This window comes from Koromonas soli, assembly GCF_059726265.1.
This window is the reverse complement of the sequence record NZ_AP040872.1, coordinates 3,225,997-3,249,608: the sequence shown is the minus strand read 5'-3', so window position 1 is coordinate 3,249,608 and position 23,612 is coordinate 3,225,997. Positions and strand designations below refer to the sequence as shown.

At 56.2% G+C, this 23,612-nt stretch carries 21 protein-coding genes; 11 read left to right on the top strand and 10 right to left on the bottom strand.

Annotation, left to right across the window (positions count from 1 at the left end; translation table 11 throughout):
- The first annotated feature begins 180 nt into the window (after positions 1–180).
- On the top strand, positions 181–2,460 hold the full coding sequence (locus tag AC6IY8_RS14085; RefSeq protein ID WP_497775159.1) for a fused MFS/spermidine synthase: 2,280 nt from the start codon (positions 181–183) through the stop codon (positions 2,458–2,460).
- 415 nt (positions 2,461–2,875) lie between these two features.
- On the opposite strand, the gene AC6IY8_RS14080 is transcribed toward AC6IY8_RS14085, so the two are convergent.
- Positions 2,876–3,379 (bottom strand): hypothetical protein, encoded by a 504-nt coding sequence (locus AC6IY8_RS14080; RefSeq protein ID WP_497775158.1) that lies wholly within the window; start codon positions 3,377–3,379, stop codon positions 2,876–2,878.
- A gap of 712 nt (positions 3,380–4,091) precedes the next feature.
- Entirely contained in the window at positions 4,092–4,259 is a 168-nt protein-coding gene (locus AC6IY8_RS14075; RefSeq protein ID WP_497775157.1) for a Trm112 family protein, read from the bottom strand.
- A gap of 89 nt (positions 4,260–4,348) precedes the next feature.
- On the opposite strand from AC6IY8_RS14075, the gene AC6IY8_RS14070 reads away from it, so the two are divergent.
- From AC6IY8_RS14070 to AC6IY8_RS14040, 7 genes are all read left to right on the top strand, one after another.
- Positions 4,349–5,290 carry a bifunctional 5,10-methylenetetrahydrofolate dehydrogenase/5,10-methenyltetrahydrofolate cyclohydrolase gene (locus AC6IY8_RS14070; RefSeq protein WP_497775156.1) on the top strand — a complete coding sequence of 314 codons (942 nt, stop codon included), beginning with the start codon at positions 4,349–4,351 and terminating at the stop codon, positions 5,288–5,290.
- Between the two features lie 92 nt (positions 5,291–5,382).
- Complete coding sequence (locus AC6IY8_RS14065) at positions 5,383–6,531, top strand: S1C family serine protease (protein ID WP_497775155.1); 1,149 nt, start codon at positions 5,383–5,385, stop codon at positions 6,529–6,531.
- Positions 6,532–6,913: 382 nt separating this feature from the next.
- A complete protein-coding gene (locus AC6IY8_RS14060) occupies positions 6,914–7,504 on the top strand; it encodes a D-sedoheptulose-7-phosphate isomerase (protein WP_497775154.1) in 591 nt (196 codons plus the stop codon).
- A 10-nt stretch (positions 7,505–7,514) separates the two neighbouring features.
- Complete coding sequence (locus AC6IY8_RS14055; RefSeq protein WP_497775153.1) at positions 7,515–8,516, top strand: glycosyltransferase family 2 protein; 1,002 nt, start codon at positions 7,515–7,517, stop codon at positions 8,514–8,516.
- Between the two features lie 116 nt (positions 8,517–8,632).
- Complete coding sequence (locus AC6IY8_RS14050; protein ID WP_497775152.1) at positions 8,633–9,235, top strand: dTDP-4-dehydrorhamnose 3,5-epimerase family protein; 603 nt, start codon at positions 8,633–8,635, stop codon at positions 9,233–9,235.
- Positions 9,232–10,188: an NAD-dependent epimerase/dehydratase family protein gene (locus AC6IY8_RS14045; RefSeq protein ID WP_497775151.1), complete on the top strand. Its 957-nt coding sequence runs from the start codon at positions 9,232–9,234 to the stop codon at positions 10,186–10,188. The genes AC6IY8_RS14050 and AC6IY8_RS14045 overlap by 4 nt, the downstream gene beginning before the upstream one ends.
- Positions 10,178–11,710, top strand: a complete 1,533-nt coding sequence (locus AC6IY8_RS14040; RefSeq protein WP_497775150.1) for an MATE family efflux transporter — start codon at positions 10,178–10,180, stop codon at positions 11,708–11,710. The genes AC6IY8_RS14045 and AC6IY8_RS14040 overlap by 11 nt, the downstream gene beginning before the upstream one ends.
- A gap of 40 nt (positions 11,711–11,750) precedes the next feature.
- On the opposite strand, the gene AC6IY8_RS14035 is transcribed toward AC6IY8_RS14040, so the two are convergent.
- The 8 genes from AC6IY8_RS14035 to AC6IY8_RS14000 form a co-directional block, all read right to left on the bottom strand.
- The gene (locus tag AC6IY8_RS14035) at positions 11,751–12,785 is read right to left on the bottom strand and encodes a glycosyltransferase family 2 protein (RefSeq protein WP_497775149.1); all 1,035 of its coding nucleotides are present in this window, start codon (positions 12,783–12,785) and stop codon (positions 11,751–11,753) included.
- A complete protein-coding gene (locus AC6IY8_RS14030; protein ID WP_497775148.1) occupies positions 12,782–13,885 on the bottom strand; it encodes a glycosyltransferase family 4 protein in 1,104 nt (367 codons plus the stop codon). Before AC6IY8_RS14030 ends, AC6IY8_RS14035 begins: the two co-directional genes overlap by 4 nt.
- Positions 13,886–14,058: 173 nt before the next feature.
- On the bottom strand, positions 14,059–15,048 hold the full coding sequence (locus AC6IY8_RS14025; RefSeq protein WP_497775147.1) for a glycosyltransferase family 2 protein: 990 nt from the start codon (positions 15,046–15,048) through the stop codon (positions 14,059–14,061).
- 4 nt (positions 15,049–15,052) lie between these two features.
- The gene (locus AC6IY8_RS14020) at positions 15,053–15,937 is read right to left on the bottom strand and encodes an NAD-dependent epimerase/dehydratase family protein (RefSeq protein ID WP_497775146.1); all 885 of its coding nucleotides are present in this window, start codon (positions 15,935–15,937) and stop codon (positions 15,053–15,055) included.
- 34 nt (positions 15,938–15,971) lie between these two features.
- Positions 15,972–16,463, bottom strand: a complete 492-nt coding sequence (locus AC6IY8_RS14015) for a KdsC family phosphatase (RefSeq protein ID WP_497775145.1) — start codon at positions 16,461–16,463, stop codon at positions 15,972–15,974.
- A complete protein-coding gene (locus AC6IY8_RS14010) occupies positions 16,453–17,346 on the bottom strand; it encodes an N-acetylneuraminate synthase family protein (protein WP_497775144.1) in 894 nt (297 codons plus the stop codon). The genes AC6IY8_RS14015 and AC6IY8_RS14010 overlap by 11 nt, the downstream gene beginning before the upstream one ends.
- Before the next feature lie 223 nt (positions 17,347–17,569).
- Positions 17,570–17,914 carry a sensor histidine kinase gene (locus AC6IY8_RS14005; protein WP_497775143.1) on the bottom strand — a complete coding sequence of 115 codons (345 nt, stop codon included), beginning with the start codon at positions 17,912–17,914 and terminating at the stop codon, positions 17,570–17,572.
- On the bottom strand, positions 17,812–19,665 hold the full coding sequence (locus tag AC6IY8_RS14000; protein ID WP_497775142.1) for a PAS domain S-box protein: 1,854 nt from the start codon (positions 19,663–19,665) through the stop codon (positions 17,812–17,814). Before AC6IY8_RS14000 ends, AC6IY8_RS14005 begins: the two co-directional genes overlap by 103 nt.
- A gap of 214 nt (positions 19,666–19,879) precedes the next feature.
- Here AC6IY8_RS14000 and ggt point away from each other — a divergent pair, with 214 nt between their 5' ends.
- The 3 genes from ggt to AC6IY8_RS13985 all read left to right on the top strand — a co-directional run bounded on the left by ggt (position 19,880) and on the right by AC6IY8_RS13985 (position 23,574).
- Positions 19,880–21,664 (top strand): gamma-glutamyltransferase, encoded by a 1,785-nt coding sequence (gene ggt / locus AC6IY8_RS13995; protein ID WP_497775141.1) that lies wholly within the window; start codon positions 19,880–19,882, stop codon positions 21,662–21,664.
- Positions 21,665–21,742: 78 nt separating this feature from the next.
- Positions 21,743–22,579, top strand: a complete 837-nt coding sequence (locus AC6IY8_RS13990; RefSeq protein ID WP_497775140.1) for a sugar phosphate isomerase/epimerase family protein — start codon at positions 21,743–21,745, stop codon at positions 22,577–22,579.
- Positions 22,580–22,881: 302 nt separating this feature from the next.
- Positions 22,882–23,574 carry a tetratricopeptide repeat protein gene (locus tag AC6IY8_RS13985; protein WP_497775139.1) on the top strand — a complete coding sequence of 231 codons (693 nt, stop codon included), beginning with the start codon at positions 22,882–22,884 and terminating at the stop codon, positions 23,572–23,574.
- The last annotated feature ends 38 nt before the right edge of the window (positions 23,575–23,612 follow it).

Here is a 23,612-nt window from a genome sequence, read left to right as displayed (position 1 = left end):
CATCGGCATAGCTTGCCCCGAACATCAGTTCCATTCGTATCAAAACCATGAGAAATCCCGCTCTTGACGGCCGCTATCCGCTAGCATTTCGATGCGTGGGCGAACTTAACTATGACATTCCGCGAGCCCATAGTATCCTCCTGCTCTGAATATCTCGGGTTTCGCAGGAGGGTACAGAACGTGTCCACTCAGGCATCACTCACGACCCAGCTCAATAACATCGGGTCCATTAGTTCTGCGATCTCGCCTCGAGGCTTTCAGAAGTATTACGTCCTCTTTTTCTTTTCCGGTTTCCCAGCCTTGCTGTACCAGATTGTCTGGCAGCGGGTGTTGTTCACCATTTACGGAGTAAATATCGAGTCCGTCACCATCATTGTCACCATGTTCATGCTCGGGCTCGGCCTAGGCAGCCTCGTTGGTGGCAGGCTCTCGAAGTTACCCAACATACCGCTTCTTGCGGTTTTCAGCCTTATCGAATTCGGTATCGCCATATTTGGTCTGCTTTCGCTCCGCATATTTCATTTCGCCTCGACCTTTACCGCCGGAGCATCACCCCTCGGCACAGGAATCGTCACATTCGTTCTCCTGCTGATTCCCACTTTGCTAATGGGCAGCACGCTTCCCTTACTCGTCGCCCATCTGGTCAGGAGCAACAACAACGTTGGAGAGTCGGTCGGCGTTCTCTACTGCGTAAACACTCTCGGATCGGCTGTGGCCTGTTTCGCGGCTGCGTACCTGTTGATGGATGCTCTTGGGCAATCGGGGGCAGTGAGACTTGCTGCGGCGATCAACGCCAGCGTGGCTACAGCGGCGCTGGTCCTGAATTTCACCTCTTCGAACCCGCGCCCAATCCTGAACCCCAGCAACAGCGGCTCCAATGAACCAACTCGGAAAGTACTTCCTTTTTATGTCAGTACTATCGTCTGCGGAGCAGTTGGTTTCATCGCACTGGGCTATGAAATGCTGTGGTATCGCCTGTATTCATTTGCTTCTGGGCGCTCGGCGCGCTGTTTTGCGCTTCTTCTGGGGTGGTACCTGGCTGGCTTGGCATATGGCTCTCTCGTCGCCCGAGATGCATGTCGGTGCCGAGCCTCAGACCATACAGCCATCCTGAAGGGGATCTCCCACGTAGTGATCTGGGGAAGCGCCATAGGATTTTTGGCAGGGCCGTCGCTTGCCGTGACCTTGACACACATCGCGTCCTGGGAAGTCACCTTGCCATTGGTTTTCATTTCAGCAGCGCTTCTCGGCGCGGCGTTTCCCCTTATTTCCCACGTTTCCATCGATCCCGCCACCGGAAAAGCTGGTTCCAAACTGAGCTTTCTATATCTCAGCAACATCATCGGCTGTACTGTCGGCAGCTATGTCGTCGGATTCCTTGCCATGGATCACCTTTCCACCCGCGGTGTGTCAGTGGCCTTGCTCTTGATGGGATCCGCCATAGGCATATTCATGAATCTTGCGGCGAAGAGCAGAATCTTTACCCTGCCTTTTTGCGCTGCAATGATGGTCGCTGTCATTGCACTCTGCGCGTCATGGCCCATCTACCCGCAGCTTTATGAACGCTTGCTTATGAAGACCTTGTACACCAAGGCCATGGTGTTCCAGCAACTCGTCGAAAACCGCGACGGAGTAATCGCCGTCACGCCGGACAACGTTGTGTTTGGTGGAGGAGTCTACGACGGCAGAATCAGCACCGACCTTGTGGATGACTCCAACATGATCTTCCGCGCTTTTGCGCTCGATGCTCTGCACTCGCATCCAGCCAATGTTTTGGTTGTAGGTCTCTCGGCAGGCGCCTGGACGCAGGTTCTTGCCAACAATCCTCGCGTGCAGCACATCACCGTCGTCGAGATCAATCCCGGATACCTTCAGATCATCCCGCAGCACCCGGAAGTGGCGAGTTTGCTGAGGAATCCAAAGGTCAATATCGTCATCGACGATGGACGACGATGGCTGATCGCACATCCCGATAGTCAGTTCGACACTGTGGTCATGAACACCACTCAGCACTGGCTCGACCACAGTTCCAATCTACTTTCCGTGGATTTCCTGAGATTGATCCGAAAGCACCTCAAGCCCGGCGGCATTCATTACTACAACACAACCTCATCTGGTGAGGCTCAGTTGACCGGCGCAAGCGTGTTTCCTTATGCCCTTCGCGTCGGAAACTTTCTGGCCGTGAGCGACAGCCCGATTGAGTTCAATAAGGAGCGATGGAGAGCTTCTCTCTCAGATTACAAAATGGAAGGGAAGCCGGTATTTGATCTATCCAATCCGGCGCATCGTGCAGCCTTCGATCAACTGCTCGCACTCGCCGACACTTTGCACGATCCGCGCGTGACAGAGGAATACAAGCATCTGGAGCCTCGTGAAAGCATTCTGGCAAGGTTCAAAGGCTCTCGGATTATCACAGACGACAACATGGGCGTAGAGTGGCGGACCCATTCAGCCCACTAATCTCCGATTCAGCACGCCCCTCATAGCAGAGAGGCCGATGCCCCAGCTTTGCACCTTCCGGAGTACCTCACTTCTGCGAGGGTGGTCTAGAGTTGGCGATTTTCCAACTCTGGGGCTCTTTGCGCATTATCGAAGATGGCACTGTTTTCTAACTTCAAATGCTCGACTCTCGCCAGTCGTATAATGCCCGTCATGAGCAAAGAAATGTTTCGATGCCGAAAGCAAGTCGGACGCTCACAGTCGCAATCGCGCTTCCCACACTCGCGTTGTGGATGTGGGGCGTGCATCGGCTCGGCTCGCAAACATACGATATCGGACTGATTATCTTCTGTGTCATTTTCCTTCCGCGCCTTGTCCCTCTAATCGCGAGGAGATTGCGGCAAGGATAGTGAGTGCCTCGGCGACGCATAGCCAACTATCGCCGTAGCTTTAGCTTCTCGAGCAGAGAAACTTCAACTGTGACGTTTGGGTAATCAAAATATTGGTGAGAACTTGGCTTCAATCCATCTAAGAAGAAGCCAACATCTGCCCAATCATTTCGACTTCCGATCCAATCGAAAGACAATCCTTCCCCAGACCGCCGGATTTCAACGCTCCCTTTCAAATGCGTGGAAGCAAGCAGCAGCCGCAGATTTGTAACGTCCTGCGCAAATCGGAACTCCTTGTTTTTGCGACAGTCAAATGTCTCAACGTCTCCAGTGGACAAGAGAGATAAAGCGCGTCGAAGTTCAAGGAAGCTGGGCGCTGTATCAACAAGCAGCCATAGAGTGAGGTCAGCCACAGTCATTCCTGCATCGACAGTTATCATTTTGCCTTCCTTCTCAAATTCTGCTGCTGGCGATAGCAAGCCTTGGCGATTCATCGTTGGTTGAGAATCACTAGGAACAGCCCTTCGTCGGCCAAATCCGACGGTACGCACCTACCCTCCGAGCGGAATGTCCCGTCGCGCACCGTAGTGTGAAGATCACGACAGCGGCTATGAATTCGACGACGTGTATCTCCTTTGCATTTGGGGGGGCGCGTGAAATGCTCTTACGGTTGAGCGTCAATGAATTTAACTTCGGGCAACTGTCTATCTAAATCTTGTCGCGAGTGCGAAGCCGAGCGTCCTGAAACCATTGGTCATTCCTCCCAGTTCCGGCAGAAGGACCCGATCAAAACGATCCAAAAGCAACGCGCGACGGATGCCCTGGAAGAACCGAACGGAGCATGCCGCAGACAGTCATGTAAATACAAGCCGACACCCAACAGAATGAGAAAATTACTCATCCGCGGCGGCCACCAAATGTGCATGAAACGATTGTCGGTATGCTGACTTTCGTATTTGAAGGCATCCGCCCAACGTAGCAATGCCCTAACCTGAAGCACAGTTAGAAGCAGGATCAAAATGAGATAAAGCCATTGAGGCATTTGTAGCCGCCAGTCCGAAGTTCAGGACGTCACCGCCTTCGAAATTCGACTAATCTGAGGATCGCGTCGTTCAACGGCCAACACTGTATGCCAAATCCCAACTGAGTTCCATGTTTGTTGAACATTACAGGCCAAGCATCCACCTATTCCAAATAGCAGAAACTTGTTCAGTATTTTGCGAACACCGCTTCCGTCGCTCGCGTAAACCCCATACTCAACTGCTACTCTGCTTCCTGCGGCAGCAACACCGGAATCTCGTCCTGTACCCGGTAACGTTTGTCGCACTGCGTGCAGCGCAAGCTGGTGAAATCGGCGTTGAATCGCAATGTCCCATGGCAAATGGGGCAAACCACAGTTTTTACAAGCTTTGCGGGGACCATGGTTCCCATTGTAACCGGGGCCCCTCTCGCATCCTCGCCGCAATCCCGGTACACTAAGATCAATTCATCCCTTCCTTTTTTTGGGGGACACCGCATCTATGCCCGCAATCGTACTCGATGGAAATCTGTATTCGTCCCAAATCAAGGCCGAGCTCGTCGAAGAGGTCAAGCGCATGACTCTCGCCGACGTTCGTCCCGGCCTGGCGGCGGTTCTCGTAGGCAGCGATCCTGCCTCACAGACCTACGTCCGCAGCAAGGTTCGCACCTGCGAGCAGTTGGGCATTTACAGCGAACTCATTACCCCGCCTGAAACGGTCACTACCGAGGAACTCGTTTCCCTTGTCGAGCAGCTCAATCGCCGCGACGAAATCGACGGCATCCTGGTGCAGCTTCCCCTGCCCGCGCATGTCGATGCCAAGCGCGTCCTGCTCGCCGTCTCGCCCGATAAGGACGTGGACGGATTCCACCCGGTCAATGTCGGCAATCTCAGCACGCAACGCCCCGGCCTCATCCCCTGCACTCCCGCCGGATGCATGGAAATCCTTCGCCGCGCCAACATCCCCATCGAGGGCCAGGAAGCCGTCATCGTCGGACGCAGTGACATCGTTGGCAAGCCGATCGCCATGCTGCTGACCAATGCCAACGCCACCGTGACCATCTGCCATTCGCGCACCCGAGATCTCCCTTCCGTCTGCCGTCGCGGAGACATCCTCGTTGCTGCCATCGGACGCCCCGGCTTCATCACCACCGAATTTGTTAAGCACGGCGCAACCATCCTTGACGTGGGCATCAACCACATTACCGATCCGGTTCTCTTCGAGCGTTTTTTTAAAGGCGATGAGAAGCGCGAAAAGCAGTTTGCCGAAAAGGGCAGCATCATCATGGGAGACTGCGATCCGCGTGTCACCCGCGTCGCCGGAGCCTGCACCCCGGTTCCTGGCGGAGTCGGCAAGCTGACCATCGCCATGCTCATGAGCAACACCGTTAAGGCTGCCAAACTGCGCCGCGGCGCCAAACTCGAAACTGCCGTCGAGGGTTAATCAGCCCCATTCCGGGACTCGGTTGCCCTCGACCGCGCAACTTTCCCACGGGTGGCGCGTCTATACTTATGCCAGTGAAACAGGCATCGATTATGAAAGCTCTCAGACCTTTTGTTTTAGGAGTGCTGCTCGCCGCAGCCTTCTTCCTGTACACAACTCACCGCTTTGGCCCCGCGGCTTCGTGGATCACACGCGATCCCGTCCACATCACCGAGGCGCAGGCAGCTCCTGCGCTCGACGGTGAAGAGCAGAACAATGTGGACGTTTACAAGCGGGTCGTACCGTCGGTCGTGAATATCACCTCGACCTCGGTTTCCTACGACTTCTTCTTTGGGCCGCAAGCGCAGCAGGGTGCCGGCTCCGGCTTCATCATCGACAAAGAGGGACACATCCTTACCAACTACCACGTGGTTGAGGGAGCCCGTAAGCTCGAGGTCATTCTCGAGAACAAGAAGCACTATCCTGCCACCGTCGTAGGCGGAGATAAGTCTCACGACCTCGCCGTCATCCAGATCAAGGCCCCCAACCTTCAACCCGCCGTGCTAGGCAGCAGCTCCGGCCTGCAGGTTGGTCAGAAGGTCTTGGCCATCGGCAACCCCTTCGGCATCTTCAACGGAACGATGACGCGCGGCATCGTCAGCTCCATCCGCCAGGTGCAGGAGCCCGACGGCGCCTACATCGACGAAGCCATCCAGACCGACGCCGCCATTAACCCCGGCAACTCCGGCGGGCCATTGCTCAACTCCCGAGGCGAGGTCATCGGCATCAATACCATGATCGCCTCCGCCTCCGGCGGCAATTCCGGCGTCGGCTTTGCCATTCCTATCAACGCAGCCAAAGCGGTCCTCAACGACCTCGTTCAGTACGGACGCGTTCGCCGTCCGACGCTTGGCATCCGTCCGCTGCCCGTCCCAATGAACCGCGAGCTAGCCGAGCAACTCGACCTGCCCATCGACAGTGGAGTTCTTGTCATGCAGATCGTTCCCGGTTCCGCCGCAGCACGCGCCGGAATTCAGGGCGGCAACCAGCGTGTCTATTACGGAAACTACGAGATCATCATCGGCGGTGACCTCATCGTCGAGATCGACGGCCAGCAGGTAAAAGATGTGCAAGACCTCGCGCACATCATGAACAACCATCGCTCTGGCGACACGGTCAGCATCGTGTACTACCACGGCCACAAGCGCCAAACCGCTCGCGTGCAACTCGACGAAGCCCGCGTCGGCTCCCGAGGCGCCTAGCTCAACCTGCGCGGAAGGTGTACCCTTCCGCGCCCCCTTTCTCTGCGCCTAATCTCCAAATAAGCTTCGCGCCACGCGGACTATTGCATTGGTCGTTCCCCCACTGGGCAGAACAGCGTACGGTTCCGCGTTCCTTAGAGCTCCTGCCTTAGAGGGCAACACAGCGTGCGCCTCCGCTCCTCCAAGCGCCGCGGGTGCCCCATACATGCTTGCCTCTTTTGAAAGCGAAAGCGTAGGTGGAATCAAAGCGCGCCTCGCGCGCCCCAAGATGTCGCCCTTGTTGTTGCTCTTGCTTTCGCTTTGCCTTCCAGTTCCCCTCTTTCCTCCAACCACCTCACCGCGCCATAATGGCTTTTGCTCTCGCGCACCTCAGGAGACCGTCATGTCGTCCACGCATCAGCCGTTCGTCCGCAGCCGCATCGCCGACCACATTGCCGTGATGAGCGCACTTCTTGAGGACGCCGCCTTTCAGGATGCCGTCTCCTCCGCAGCCTCCGCCATCGCTGAAGCCCTGCGTCGAGGCAACAAAGTCCTGTTCTTTGGCAACGGAGGCAGTGCCGCCGACGCTCAGCACCTCGCGGCCGAGTTCACCGGACGCTTCCTGCTCGAGCGTCGAAGCCTTCCCGCAGTCGCGCTCACGACCAATACTTCTTCGCTCACCGCCATTGGCAACGACTATGGCTTCGACGAAGTCTTCTCCCGCCCGCTCTCTGCCCTCGGCGCTCCCGGAGACATCGCCTTCGGCATCAGTACCAGCGGAAACTCCCCCAACGTCCTCCGCGCCCTCGAAGTAGCCCACGCAAAGCAACTGACCACCATCGGCCTCAGCGGACGCGCCGGAAAACTCCCCGCCGTGGTTGACCACGCTCTCGCCATCCCCTCCGACTGCACCCCTCGCATCCAGGAAGCCCACATCCTCACCGGCCATATCCTCTGCGAAATCATCGAGCGCGAGTTGTTCCCGCGAACTTAGCGCGATTCCCATGCCCCACCCGAACCCCACTCGCCCCGGCTCCTCCCCTCTGCGGATATCCGTCGCGCTCTGCACCTACAACGGCGAACGCTACCTCGACGAACAGCTGCAAAGCATCCTCGCGCAGTCCCGTCCACCCAGTGACGTTGTGATCTGTGATGACGGTTCGACCGACAGCACCATCGAGATCGTCACCCGCTTCGCGCAATCGGCAAGCTTTCCCGTGCGGATGGTAAATAACCAGGTCCGGCTTGGCTCCACCCGCAATTTCGAACAAGCCATCCGGCTCTGCGAAGGCGATGTAATCGTTCTTTCGGATCAGGATGACCGCTGGTATCCCAACCGCCTCGCCATGGTCGACGAAGCCTTCTCTGCTCGTCCATCTCTCGGCATGGTGTTCTCCGATGCCGACCTCATGGACGAAAACTCACGCCCCCTGGGTGCCCGCTATCTCAAGAGCTGCGGGTGCAACTCGGCATGGGTTCGCCAAATCCAGCGTGGGCGCGCGTTCCATCTTTTTCTTCGCCACAACGTCGCCTGCGGAGCGACCATGGCCTTTCGCTCCCAGTTCCGCGACCTTCTTCTCCCCATCCCCGAGAAGACCGTTCACGATCTCTGGATCGCTCTCATCCTGTCCGTTGTTTCTGAAGTCGCGCTGCTTCCCGCCTGTGCCATCCAGTATCGTAAGCACTCGCACCAGCAGATCGGCGTCCTCTACTACAATCTCCGGGAATCCCTGGCCAACGCGCGGCAGATTGGTGCAGCCGAATACCTCAACATGGCAGATCAGTTCGCCACCGTCCGCGACCGCATCCGGCAACGCTCTGGTCGTCAAGACTTCCATCGCCAGTTCGAGCAACTCGAAGGCAAGATCCGACACATGCAAATCCGCGCCGCCATGCCGACCTCCCGCCTTCGCCGCATCCCAACCATACTGCGCCAAATTCTCAATCGCGATTACTTCCTCTACTCCGAGGGTCTCAAGAGCATTGCGAAGGATCTTGTCTTGTAATCTGCCATGCTGTTCCGCATTCGATTCATCCATACAGTTTCAGAGAAGCTGCACTATACTGAACTGGCATTTACTGCTGGCACGCGTAGATTGACACATTCAGTCGAGTTCTTAACATGTATGTCTCCAACCCAGTCGGGCTTCCGCGACCCAAGATCGAAGTAATCCCCACCCGAATTCCTGGCTGTTTTGAGTTGCGTCCCAACATTCTGGGTGATGCTCGCGGATTCTTCGCCAAGATCTTCCATCGGCCACTGTGGGAGGAGTTGGGGCTTTGTACCGACTTTGCCGAAGAGTACGTCACCCGATCTATGCCTGGAACTCTGCGCGGCCTTCATTTTCAAACGCCGCCCATGCAGCACCATAAGGTTGTGATCTGCCTCCGCGGCCGTGCCACCGATGTTGCGCTCGACCTCCGTGTTGGTTCTCCCGCTTATGGTCAACACGTCTGCATCGATCTTTCCGACACAATGGCCAACGCGTTCTACCTGCCTGCCGGAGTTGCGCACGGATTCTGTGTCACAGGCTGCGAGGCATTTCTCTATTACAAGGTCTCGACCGTCTACTCGCCCGATCACGATAGCGGTGTGCGTTGGGATTCGGCCAACATTCCTTGGCCTATCGTGGACCCAATCCTTTCTGAACGTGACCGGACCTTGCCGACATTGGCCGATTTCAAGAGCCCGTTCACCTTTGACGGCTCAGGGCTCAGCCGATGACCATATCCCGGCGTGCCCTCATCACCGGAGCCACAGGTTTCATCGGGTCCCACCTGCTAGGGCATTTGCAGCGTGAGGGATGGTCCGTTGCAGCGCTTGCTCGCCCTGCTTCCGCTGCCTCTCTTGCAGGCAATCATGCCCTTGAGAAGGTGTACGCCGATACCGGAGACATTGAGCAACTCATCCGCGACGTCAGTGAATTCCGTCCCGATGTTGTGTTTCATCTGGCATCGCTTTTTCTTGCCTCTCACAACAGTTCGCAAGTTGAGCCGCTCATCACTTCCAACATTCTCTTTGGCGCTCGGCTTCTCGAAGCCATGCGCATGGCTGGCACTCCCTGCCTTGTCAATGCCGGAACCGCATGGCAGAACTTCGCCAGTGAGTCCTACAATCCGGTGAATCTCTACGCCGCCACGAAGCAGGCCTTTGAGGATCTCCTGAGCTACTACGTCAACGCTGCGGGAATTCGCTCCGTCACATTGCGTCTTTACGACAGCTATGGCCCTGGAGACAAGCGTCGCAAACTGCCGCGCCTGCTTCTCGACTGTCTTCGCACCGGACAGCCGCTCTCCATGTCTCCCGGAGATCAGGTGCTCGATCTGGTTCACGTGGATGACATCTGTCGTGCCTTCCTCCGCGCCGCCCAGCTTGTTCCCCACCATGCCGGTGCACAGGTGTATGCCCTCAGTGGGGGCGAGCGTCGTACATTGCGCGAGGTCGTCGCCACTTTTGAGGAAGCATCCGGGCGCACTCTGCCCATTCAATTCGGTGTGCTCCCTTATCGAGATCGTGAAGTCATGCTTCCATGGGTTGGGCCAGAGCTTCCCGGCTGGCAACCTCAAGTCAGTTTGGTTGCCGGATTCAAGATGTTGATTGGCTCCGACTGCGCACCGCAGCATTCAGCGCCGGGCATGTCCAAACACGTGACTGAGCCAGGTCAAGATGAGCAATGATCGCCACATCTTTCAGGGATTCGTCGGCAGTCTCGGCCTGACGGCCATCAACATCATTGTTGCGTTTCTTCAGCTGCGTCTTCTGCTTCATTTTCTTCCCAGCGAACAGGCAGGCGTCTGGTTGTTGTTTCTCAGCATTGGCAGCTACGGCGTTCTTTTTGACATGGGTCTTGGCCCCACTCTTGGCCGCGAAATCAGCTTTAGCGTCGCCGAAACCGATCTTGCCGAACAGCAACGCGCTCTGCGAATTGGAACTCTGATCCGCACTTGTGCCGTGACCACTGCAGTTCTTGCGATTCCCGTAACCTTGCTTGCTCTCACCGGCGGTTGGTCTTACGTTCGAACTACGATTGTGCCTTCCCTGGCTTCCTCTGCTCACATAGCCTGGAATATCTACGTCATCAGCACAGCCATTACTCTGATTGGTCAGGGATGGTTTGCCGGCATCTACGGCATGGGAAGGGTCTTCACCGAAAACCTTCTCCGATCCATCGGGCAGGTGGTCGGGATCGTTCTCTTAGCTGCCGCGCTCTGGTTTCATCTTGGACTTCCCGGTCTTGCGGTTGCCTCCGTCATCCAGGCCGTGTTCACCATCCTCCAGGCCAGGCGCGCGCTTCGTCTGGGTCAATATGATCTTTTCCGGCTCGGGCATTTCGACTTTTCTCTCATCCGTCGGATGGCTGGCCCAAGCATCAAGTACGCCGCCACCACGCTTGGTGCCATTCTTATTCTGCAGACTGACAATCTGGTCATCGCGTCCATGTTCGGCAATGCTTTCATTCCCGACTATCAGGCCGTTTCCAAACTGGTCATGACGCTCATGACTCTGTCCACCATGCTCATCGTTTCCACCACACCATTCCTGTCTCAGGCCTATTCCCAGCAGGATTTTGCTGAAATCAAGCGCCTGCTTCATCGCAATCTCAAGGTTTCGCTCGCCACCATGGTCATTCTCGGCAGCGTTATCGCGTGTTTTGCCGACTACGTGATTGCTGTCTGGCTCGGTCCCGGACACTTCGTTGGCTTTGGCGTTGTCTGGGCGCTGCTCATCATGATGCTGCTCGAGACGCACCACGTCGCCATGGCCAACGCCACCATGGCCACAGGAAAAATCGTGTTCCTTGTGCCCGCGCTTCTCGCCGGAGTCCTGAACATTCTCTTTTCCATCCTGCTTGCGCGTCACCTTGGACTGCTCGGTGTAGCTCTCGGAACCTTCTGCGCGCAGATCATCACCAACAACTGGTACGCGCCTTGGTACACCATGCGCCTCTTCCATCTCCGGCTTTCTGACCACCTGCGTCAGATCGTCGCGCCGCTTCTGGCCCTTCTCGTCATTTCTCTTGGGCTGGGATATGCCCTGCGGAGTGTATTGTTCTCTCTGCCGCCGTTGATCGTGCTGCTTACCGCAGCTTGCGGCGTGGGCGTCGTGGGAGTGTTTGCTGCGGCGCTGTTCCTGCTATCGCAAAGCGAGAAGACCTACCTCGTCCAGCAGCTAAGAACAAGGCTCAGCCGCTCGATCTAAGTGTGCCGCAGCACGACTGCCTACAGTGGTGCGGGCGGATTCACTGGCTTTGAGACGAAGCCGACAAGTGTGAGCGAAGAGTCTGAGCTTTTCTCCGCGCAGCCCATCTCCGGTACGGCCCGCCAATTACATCGAGCAAGCCCGGCGAGAACACCGCAGAGGCAATTGCCAGCGGGCTGAAACCAAAGCGTGGCAGTCTCCTGGCTGAGTGTGCCCATGTGCTCCAAATCACACGTTTGGACACATTTCTTCGCATCGCCCGGTTCATTGTTTCGGCAAACGTCCGATGCACAAATTCTTTTGAGAGCTTCTCCATTCTCCTCTTTTTCTCTGGATCAATGGAGAGCTTGCTGACTTCTTCCGAAACCATGTTGCCAATCGTGATTGCGTCATCAATCAGCATTTGGAGGGGATAAGAATTTGTGGCCATGTTGGTATGCACAATGTAGTCAGCCTTCGCGTCAGGCCAAAACGCGCAGCCTCCTTGAAGTGCCATTGGCAGCCAAGCGGCTGCGTCTGAAGCGAACGGGCAATCATCGGAAAAGCCACCATTTTTCAGCAGTTGTGAAGCGCGGAATACAATACCGGGGAACGGTAATGTGAAGGAGCCATCAAGCCACGCCGGGAAAAGATGTTCCAAGACATCTACTTTCCCACGGGTATCAATCGGCGCTTTGTTCTCGTCCACTATGCCTGTTTGTGTATAAAACAGTCGGCAACGCATGACGACGATGTCGACGTCAGGAGATATCGCGAGCGCCTTGTCTATGCATTCAACAAAATCCGGCTCGATTGAGTCGTCATCCGACAGAAGAACAAACCAGTCGCCCTGAGCTTCTTTCAGACAGGCGTTCCAGTTGCCAATCATCCCAATGTTTGTTTCTTGGCGAATGACCTTTAGGCACGGATGCGAGAATTCCCTCAGTCGCTCGAACGTGTCATCGTCTGATGCGTTGTCCGAAACCACGACTTGGAACGGAGTCTGCGTCTGAGACATGCATTGCTGAATAACCTTGCACACCATCGCGGAGCGATTGCGAGTCGGGATGCCGATGGTGATCTTTGCTTGAGTCATTTCGTACACTCCACCACCCGAACTCCAAGGCCGGGCCGGCTCATGAGCACAGCTTCAAAACCGTCCGCCGCTGACTCCCACGTAAATCGGCGAATATCGTTCAGGGCGGTCTCCGCGAGTGCAAATCGCAACGTCTGATCACTTAGCATCCGTACTAGCGTGGCAGCAAGCGATTCGGGAGACCTGGCCGAAGACATCAGAGCGTTGCGCTCATTGATCGCGAATTCTCGATGGCCATTGATATCAGTGCATATCAAGCCGGCGCCGCACATCATCGCCTCAGACGCTGTAAGTCCCCATCCTTCCGTCCAACTCGGTGCAAGGAAAACTGTCGCCTCGTTATAGATCGCTCGCAGCTGCTTTTGCGGAGGCTTCTGTACGTATGTGATCCAGCTCGGAAGATTGTCGGGCTTTGGATTCACTCCGAACAAAGTCGCCGTCAGCTCTGGAACAGCCTCTCTAGCCAGTTCCATTGCCTTCAGTCCGTCCGCTGATCCCTTCCACTCATATTGGTGATACAGCATTGCAACACGTGGTCTGTGCCGCTCTCGCACTGGGACGTCGCAGCCGAACGCCTGAAAGTCGAGTCCATTTGGAATGTAGCTCGCACTCTCGCCCATCTCCGTAGCGATCTTCTCCAGCCAGCGTGCGATCACAATCTTGTGTAGCGGCAGCTTCCATGTAGCTCTTACGCGCTCTTCCGGTCCCCACCACGTCTCGTAATGCTGGAGCAGATAGAACTTCCGCCCCTTTGCTGCCGAGTACCGAGCCGCATGCTCTGCCGTGGGCCAACCCGTCGCAACGACCGCGTCGCCTTCAGGAATATGTGCCTCTCGCAACGAGGGGACCCATAGCAGCTTTACCTCCGGCCGCAACTTGAACCATTTCTCCGGCCCGAACCTGCGCGTTGCGCCTCTCACAACATAACGCGTCGCATGCAGTATCTTCTCCGGTAGCGAGACCTTCACATCTTCCAGCGCCGGATGAACAATGCTGACCGTGTGCCCCCTCGCGCTCAGATGGTTGGCGTACTCAAACACCACCTTGTATCCACCAATGGGATATCTCGACGCGCTCGGAAGAAGAAAAGTGATTTTCATAAAATCTCTGTCATCAGTCGTCGCAACGGGCCAACTGCGCTCCGAATCCGATCCCATTGCTCAAGTTCAAACGGAATCGCGAAAACTGTGTACTGCCCGGTTAATCCACAGCATCGATTCACTGCTATTTACTCCAAGCTCATCGAAAACTGCTTTACAGTGCTTTCGAAGCACTACGATCCATGCTGGCTCGAATGCAATTTTTCCGGCACAAGAGGTTCGCCCGCACCGTACTCAAAATTGATTCTCTCCTGCTCAATGGCCAGTGGCCTTTTCTGAACCAGAGTATGAACCGCGCCCACATATTCGCCTAAAATGCCCAAAAACAGCAGGTTTATCGAGGCCACAAAGAAGAACCCGATCAGTATTGGAGCCACGCCAACCTGGAAGCTCTTCCAGAAAAGCAGCTTGTACAGCAGGTACAAAGACGATGTCACCACCGAAACCGCCGCCCCTGCGAAACCCGCGAAAACAGCGATCCTCAGCGGCACTTTCGACAAATTCGTGATGCCCAGCATCGCCATGTCGTACAGCGTATAGAAGTTATTCGCCGTCACTCCACGCACGCGCACCGGTTGGTGAAATGGCAGTTCGACCCGCGGAAAACCTAGCTCCGCAATGATTCCACGAAAGTATGGATACGGATCATCGAACGATTTAATCAGGTCCGCAACCTTCCGGTCATACAAACCAAACCCCGTGAAATTCTCGTACGTCTCGATTCCCGACAGCCGATTCACCATGCGGTAATAGCGCTTGCGTATCCAGAACATCAGTCTGTTTTCGTCGCTCTGTGTCTTCACGCAAATCACCACAGGAATCCCAGCTTCCCAGTGCCGCACCATGTCCACGATCATCTCTGGCGGGTCCTGCAGATCAGCCGCCAAGCCGATCACAGCATCTCCCGTCGCCTGATGGAACGCGTGAATAGGTGAGCGAATGTGGCCAAAATTGCGGGTATTCCGTATCACCTTCACATTCTTGTCCATCGCCGCAAGCACCTTCAGCACGCCGAGCGTATTGTCGGTCGAGGCGTTGTCGATGAAGATGTGTTCGTAGCGATAGTTGCCCAGCGACGCGATTGCTGCGCGCACACGCTCATACAGTTCGCGCACATTGAGTTCTTCGTTGTAGCAAGGTGTCACGATGCTTAGCGTTTTCACCGGTTCACTCCGACTCGTCAAACCTTAGCAACTTCGGATCAATCATCTCCGAGTGCGATTGATACCAATTGTAGAGTTCCTTTACGCATTCATTCATGTCGCGAAACTGGAATGATCCAATCTCTTGCAGCATGCGTGAATTGTCACCGCTGTACTCTGCGCCTGTGCCGCCATTGCGAACCACAATGTCAGGGCTGACACCAGAAGCAACTGCTACCATCTCCGCCAACTCACGAAGGAAGTAAATACGCCCACGGCACACGTTATACGCCTTGTGACGCGGTGTGTGTTCAATGAACCATGATGTGAGCTCAGCCAAATCCGCGACGTGCAGGTAGTCGAACGCGACGTTCTGCCTTATAACGATGGGCAGGCCTTTCACTACCCTGGCGCAGGCATTCGAAATAAAGCGAACGTCCCAATCCTCGTAGTTTCCGAAGACACCGAATAGTCGAAGCACGAAGACGTTGCTGATCTTCTCTGCATATTTTGAGCAAATGTACTTCGAAAAGCCGTAAGGATCGTTTGGCACTCGCGTATCGAAAGAGTCTTCGTTGATCTGTGCCGGACATCCCTCGCGCCCATATTCTGCGCCGGACCCGAAATGCAACATCTTGCCGAACAGAGATGCGTTGCGCACGATGTTGAAGAACATACGGCAATTGCGATCGAGCATGTCTGTCGGAGCGCCAATGCGTCGATTGGATCGAGTCGTTGCAGAATGCACAACGACATCGAACTTGCCGACACGCAAGAACTGTCTCACCGCGTGCTCATCCAGCAGGTTCAGCTCAGATGATGTCGGGGCACAGATTGAGTATCGGTCTGCTAGGTTGTCAACGAGATTTTTGCCGATGAATCCTGAGCCGCCCGTCAGCAGGATCTTCATGCTGTTTTCCTGATCTCGAGCTCGTTCATAGGCATTATCCGTGCTTCGCAGCAGAGCAGACGGTGTATTCGCAGAGAACCTTTTCTATCAATTCTCGTACCGCACCATTCCCGCCCTTTGCAGAAGCGACGAAGTCACACACCTCGCGGATATTTGGCTGAGCATCGGCCGGCGCAGCGGATAACCCAGCGAGTTCCAGTGCAGGCAAATCATTTACGTCATCGCCAATGAAACATATCTCATCGAACGTGAGGCCGTGCCTGGATGCGATTTCGCGAAGTGCTCGCGCTTTGTCCTTGCAGTTCTTCTCGACGTCGTCGATCTGCATCTTTGTTGCGAGACGGTCGATCAGAGGACTGTCCTCTCCGGAGATCAATGCAAGTCGAATTCCGGCCTTGCGTGCGCGAGACAGCCCCATGATGTCGGCAAAGTGGAAGCGCTTCCATTCCTCGCCGTTCGGGCCCCACCAGAACGAACCATCGGTGAGAACTCCATCCACATCCATCGCGATCAGTTTAATGAGCACTGCCGGCTCCCACGCGGCGAAGCTTCTTGATAATCGGTTGTTCACGTTCAAGCACGCGCTTCACGCCGTCTCCCATGGAACGCTCCGCCAAACGGATATAGCTCACAAGCTTGGTGATGCCATTTGGTTCGAGAGATGCAGCATGATCTGAGCCCCACATCGCGCGGTCCGTCGTTATGTGCCGCTCCATGATACAAGCGCCCATAGCCACTGCTGCGAGTGAAGCTGGCAATCCGGTTTCATGCCCGGAATAACCGACTGGAATGCCATAGCGCTCCTCAAGCGTTTTGATTGCCTTGAGGTTCAATTCTTCGTAGTAAGCAGGATAGGTGCTGCAGGCGTGGAGGAGAACGAGGTTCTCCTTGCCAAGGACATCCACCGCATGGTCGATTTCCTCCAGCGTGCTCATGCCCGTTGAGAGCAGAATCGGCTTGCCCGTCGCCCGGGTGTGCCGAAGAAGATTGTCATCCGTCAGCGATGCAGAAGCGATTTTGAAGCAAGGGACGTCAAAACGATTGATAAGGTCAACGGACGGTTCATCCCAGCAGGACGCAAACCACGTCATGTTCACTGCGCGGCAGTATTGATCGATCTCCTGATACTCTTCGTAGCCGAACTCGAGTCCTCGCTTCAGGTCGCCATTCGTGTTGCCGAATGGACTCTCACGGGGGCGGCTCAACTCCTCGGCTGAGTACACGATCTCCACCGTGCGTTTTTGAAATTTTACGGCATCGCATCCAGCCGCCACTGCGACGCTGATCAATCGCTTGGCAAGATCTACGTCACCGTTGTGATTGATTCCGATCTCGGCGATCACGTAGCAGGGATGGCCACTGCCCACTGGCTTCTTCCCGATGTGAACTCCCTGCGTTGCTTCTGACATGACTCGCCCTCCGCTCTGGTACCAAGTACCTCGCAATCCAACCGGAGCTGGATTCTCGAAGTCGTGCGTTGATTTGAGCACGGTACTAGATAAAATTAGCAATCTAAGTTCCATCCTAGTATATGGTTTTGGCCTGAGATTTCTATTCTTATCAGCTGGGTAGCGTCATAAGACCCTGCGGATCGCGGTTTTTTCCGCATCAGGGCGAAAACTCTGCAGTTTACTAGGCGAAGGAGGTGCGGTGGTCGCCTCGGCGCTCGCCGGGGAGCCAGATGGAGAAGACAGTGCCTTTGCCGACTCGGCTGCGGACGCGGATGGAGCCTTCGTGTTTCTTGACCAGTTCGCTGGCGACCCAGAGGCCAAGGCCGGTGCCGAAAGACTTCTTGGTGGTGAAGAACGGCTCGAAGATGCGTCCCAGGTCCTCAGGGGGAATGCCATGTCCGGTATCGGCAATGGTGACGCGGATCATGGGACGAGGGCCATCCCAGGAATCGGTGCGCAGGTAGATGGTGCCGCGAGAGGTTGCGTCAATGCTGTTGGCGATGAGATTGGAGAAAATCTGTCGCACTTCGCCTTCGATTCCATAGGCTTTGCCGGAACCACGATAGCGACGCTCGACCTTGATGGATTTATTGCGCAGTTTTTGCCGCAGCAGCTGCAGAGTTCCGTCGAGCATCTGCGGGATGCCCAGAGTCGCGGGATGGCCCGTTTCGCGATAAAAGCCAAGCGTCTGGCGGGTGATGTGAGCGATGCGACGGAGTTCGCTATCCGCGACGTTGATGTAGGAACGAACGGAGTCCGGCAGTCCTGGGGTGTTGTACGCCAGGTGGCGGACGCCAGTGGGTTGTTAATCTCATGAGCGATGGTCGCTGCCATGCGACCGACTGAAGCCAGCTTTTCATTCTGAATCAACAGTTGTTGCGCCTTTTTCAAGTCGGTGACGTCGCGTATATTAAGGAACCCCAGGCTGGGTTTAGCGTTCCGGTCTTGAACCAGCGCGCCGGTGTAGCTGAAGATGCGTTCGTGACCGTCAGCTTTCCTTTTCACAATGACTTCATAGTCGCGGAGTTCTTCGTCGCGCAGCAAGCGGGGTAGTGGCCATTCCTCAAACGGAATCGGGGTTCCGTCGAGCCGGAGTACATCGAACAGCGGAGCAATCTGGGAAAATTTCTTGTGCTCCTGGCCTGGATCGTTATAGCCGTGCATCTTGAGGGCTGCTTCGTTCCAGTGCATTTCGTCCTTGAGTAGGTCAATGACGATCAACCCCTCGGACAGGTTCTGGATAACGGTACGCTGGCGGTCTTCGCTTTCCCTCAGAGCCTCTTCGGTCTGCTTGCGTGCGGTGATGTCGTGAAAGAGGATGGCGACGTGCCGCTCTGCAGGAGCCGCCACGCGGAAGGCATAAACATCGTACCAGCGGCCCAGTTGTTCGGCCCGGTTCTGGAAACGAGCGGGTTCACCGGTGAGCGCGACACGTCCGTAGTTGTCAAACCAATGCTGTTCATGTAGCGGAGCGAGCTCGCGCATGCGTTTGCCCTTGGCATCGGCGAGGCCGGTCTGGTGAACGAAGGCGGGATTGACTTCCAGGAATCGGTAATCGATTGGCAGGCTGCCGCTGTCAAAGATGACTTCTACGATGCAGAAGCCTTCGTCGATGGAGTCGAACAGCGTGCGATAGCGGGCTTCGGACTCCTGTTGCGCTCGGAGTGACGTGAGCACTTGGCATGCGGAAGCAGCGAATTCTCCCAAGCCGTGCAAGATGCGCCGGTCTTCGGCGTCGAATTTGTGTTGATCGTCGTGGGTGAGCACCCAGAGCGTGCCAACCGGCTTGCCGTGATGGTGGAAAGGAACGAGCAGCGCCTCGCAGATAGCGGGTTCGATGACGACGGAGGAGATGTAGTGTTGCTCGGGGTGTCGGAAGAGAAGTGAGGCTCGCCGATCGACCACCGTCCCACAGGCGCTCCAGTCTCGCGGAATGATGGTGCCGACGGCTGGATGAAGCTTACCGGAAACGGCGTTCCAGCGAAAAACCTCCTGACCATCGATGGTCTCGATGAGACTGATGCCAGCCGATTCCGCGTGGCAGAGTTCCTGGCCTAGTTCGACGAGCTTCTGGAGCACCGTTTCAGGCGACTCCGCCATGTGATGGGCCAAGGCTATGAGGGCGCGGTTTTCTGCGTCGTGTTGAGGCGGGCGCGAGGGGCGACGGGAAAGCTCTTCGGTGATGATGACCGACTCGAGTGGAAGAGGCTGAGACGCATCGGCGGAGCTAACCCGCAGGCGTTCATCGGTGACGTGCTCGGCGCGTGAAGAATCCATTACGGGGCCCGACCTTCTCCCGGCGTTGTGACGACGGCAGTACAGCCATAGGGTAGATGCGAGAGAGGGCGTGAATGGAAGGAAGGGCTAAGGTCGCGCTGAGGCGAATTTCCTGAATTGCACGTTGCGGGGGAGGACGCGAGCTTGTTGCTGCCAAGAGTGGAACTCTCGGGTTGACCCTCGGCGACGAATCAGATTAGGTTGAGAATCGCGAATGCAAAAATTGACGAAACCCCTCTTCAAGCACTTGCGATGGAAGCAATCGGATCGCGGCGTTCGGTCTCTCGGGATGCTTGTGGCTGTTGCTTATCTCTGCCTGATGTTGCCGGGCGAACTCTGGGGTGAAGGATTTCAGCCTGTTCGGGCGCGGCATGTAATGGTTGCGAGCGTGCACCCGGAGGCCTCCAAGGTAGGAGCCGAGATGATGCGCGCCGGCGGCAACTCGGTGGATGCTGCGGTAGCCGTGGGGTTCGCGCTGGCAGTGGTGCATCCTGCTGCAGGGAATTTGGGCGGCGGCGGGTTTCTGCTGTATCGCACGGCTAAGGGCGAGATGCACTTTCTGGACTTTCGCGAGAAGGCTCCCAAGGCGGCTTCTCGGGATATGTATTTGGACCGGCAGGGAAATGTAACGGACGACAGCCAGTTCGGGTATCGGTCGGCGGGCGTCCCCGGTACGGTAGCAGGGTTGGTGGAAGCCGAACGGCGTTGGGGGAAGCTGGGTCTCGCACGGGTCATGTCTCCAGCGATCAAACTGGCACGCGATGGGGTCGCGATTACGCAGTATGAAGCCGCCAACATGAGAGACGGAGATCTGGCGCGCGATGCCGTGTCGCGAAGAATTTTTCAGCGGAACGGTCACTTCTATGAGCAGGGAGAGCTGTTCAAGCAGCCGGAACTGGCGGCAACGCTGGAACGAATTGCGCGCGATCCGGAAGACTTTTATCACGGCGCGTTGGCACGGGAGATCGCAGCGGCGGTTCACAAGGGCGGAGGTTTGATCACGGCCGAGGATCTAGCAGAGTACAAGGTTGTAGAGCGAGTACCGATTCGTGGTACCTATCGCGGATACGAGATATTCAGCGCGCCGCCACCATCCTCAGGCGGCGTGGCGCTGGTCGAGACGCTGAACATCCTGGAAGGCTTCGATCTGCGGGCGGCAAAACGCAATTCGGCACAGCATCTGCATCTGGTAGGTGAGGCGTACAGGCGTGCGTTCTTCGACAGGGCAGTGTTCCTGGGCGATCCGGATTTTGTGAACATTCCAGTGGCACAGCTAATTGATAAGAAATATGCCGCGGAGTGGCGGACGACGATCAATCCGGACAAGGCTTCGGCGAGCTCTGGATTGCAGAGGCCAAGCATGGCGGGCCTGGATGAAACGGCAACCCTGCGGACTCCTTTTGTGGGCCACGAAAAACAGAACACCACGCATTATTCGGTGGTGGATGAGGCAGGGGGCGCCGTGTCGGTAACGACGACGCTGAATGATTCGTTTGGCTCGCGGGTGACATTGCCGGGATTGGGATTTTTGCTGAACGATGAGATGGACGACTTCGCATCCAAAGTAGGAGTGCCGAATATGTACGGGCTGATCCAGGGAGAAAACAATGTGATCGCTCCCAGTAAACGCCCACTAAGCGCCATGACTCCTACAATGGTTGTGAAAGACGGACGATTGCTGCTGGTGCTTGGCTCACCTGGCGGTCCGACGATCATCACTACGGTGGCAAACGTGCTCACGAACGCGGTGGATTTCGGCGAGGACTTGCAAAGGGCGGTGAACGCTCCGCGGTTCCATCATCAGTGGATGCCGGATGAATTGAAGGTGGAAGGCTGGCAGATATCGCCGGATACCATCTCGCTGCTGGAGAAGATGGGTCATAAGGTGGTGAGAGCCGGGTCTTGGGGCGATGCGGAGTGCGTAGGCATTGATTGGAAAACCGGAGAGCGCATCGGAGCGAGCGATGGGCGAAACGGTGGCAGGCCGGTAGGGTGGTAGGAGAGCTGTCGCGAGCTTTAGAAATAGGCGTAAAAGTTTCCGCAGTGATTTTTTATACCCGCGAGATGGAGTGAACGGATGCTGAAGGCTATATCGACATATGTGCATATAAAAGAGCGGCTTCATCCTGGGATTCTGGACAAACTGGCAAAGGGCGGCGTTGAGGGGATCGAGGTGTTCGCGATGCGTGGGCACTTTGATTACATGAGTTCACAGCAGGTGCGCGAGATCGCTTCATGGTTCCGCTCGCAGGAAGGAGTCTCGCTGCTGTCATTGCATGCGCCGATGTTTGCCGGGGCGGATTGGGGCAGCTCGGAGCTGGTCACATTGAACGTTGCCGCGCGCGAACGCAAGGACCGCATCGAAGCCATGGATGAGATCAAGCGCGCAATCGAAGTGGCGGAAGTGATGCCGTTCGCCTCGCTGGTCCTGCACATCGGGGTGTCGGACGAAACCTATGATGAGCACAAGTTTGAACATTCGCTGACCTCGATTGAGCATCTGCGGGCCTTTGCCAAGCCGCTGGGCGTGCAATTGCTGCTGGAGAATATTCCAAACGAGTTGACCGCGCCGGAAAAACTGGTGCACCTGATTGACACTCTGCACTACGACGACATCGGTGTATGCCTGGACCTGGGGCATGCGCATCTGGCTCCAGGCGTGGAGGCGGCATTTGAGATGCTGAGACCGGCGATCCGGTCGGTGCACGTGCACGACAACCGTGGATCGAAAGATGAACATCTGTGGCCGGGCGGCGGAACGATCGACTGGAAAGCTACGATCGATCTGCTGAAGACCGCTCCGCAGGTGCCTCCGCTAGTGCTGGAGATTGCGGGCGATCCGGATGGGAATCCCGATTACGGAAAGACCGTGCCGGGGAAGATGACGGATATTTGGGAACTGTTCCAAATGTGAATCGGCATCACCCGGCTGCGGTACGGATTACGGGAAAATAGCTTAGAGAGGCGGCTTTCGAGCCGCCTCCTTTGCTGTGAAAACGCGATAGGCTACGAATGCTGAGAGAGAAATGACACGAAAGGATTGAACCACCCTATCTCGCGCTAGGGTGTTCGCCTCTTCGCAAACGCGTCCGGCCGGCGAAATCGTGATGGAAGTCACACGCGCGCGAGTTGCCACGGGATAGTATAGATTTCGTGGAAGGCTGGTGTGGAACACACCATGCCAAGCCGCTTCAGTTTATTTCGAGGAAGAATTCAATGGCAGAAGCAAACGGGACGAAGGGTTCCCAGAGTTGGACGAGCACGCAGGCTTATATCATGGCGGTGCTTTGCCTGGTGGTAGGATGTGCGGTTGGCTACCTGCTACGTGGCTCAATGAGCAATAGCAGCACTCCTGCAGCGGCTACAGCGACCCAGCCAGGAATGCCTCCGGCCGGTATGGGCGGCGGCATGGGACAACAGCAGATGCCAACTCCTGAGCAGATGAAGTCCATGGCCGACAAGCAGGCGGCTCCGCTGCTCGAGCAGTTGAAGTCGAAGCCGAATGACCCGGCACTGCTGGCACAGATCGGAAATATGTATTACGACGCTCAGGTGTTCCCAACAGCGATTGACTACTACACGAAATCGCTGGCTGCGGATCCGAAGAACGCTTCGGTGCGCACCGATTACGCAACCGCACTGTTCTACGCGAATGAGCCTGATCATGCGATTTCGGAGTTTGATCGCGCCCTCAAAGATGATCCGAAGAATGGCAATGCCATGTTTAATCGCGGTATCGTGAAGTGGCAGGCGAAGATGGACGTCAATGGAGCCGTGAACGACTGGGAAACGCTGCTGAAGCAAAACCCCAATTATGAGCAGGCGAACCAGGTGAAGATGTACATTGCGCAAGCCAAGAAGCACGCAAATATCAAGCCTGGGCAGAAGAGCGATAAGCCGGCGATGTAATTTGGCAATTCTTAATCTTGAGCTGATAAAAGCCCGCG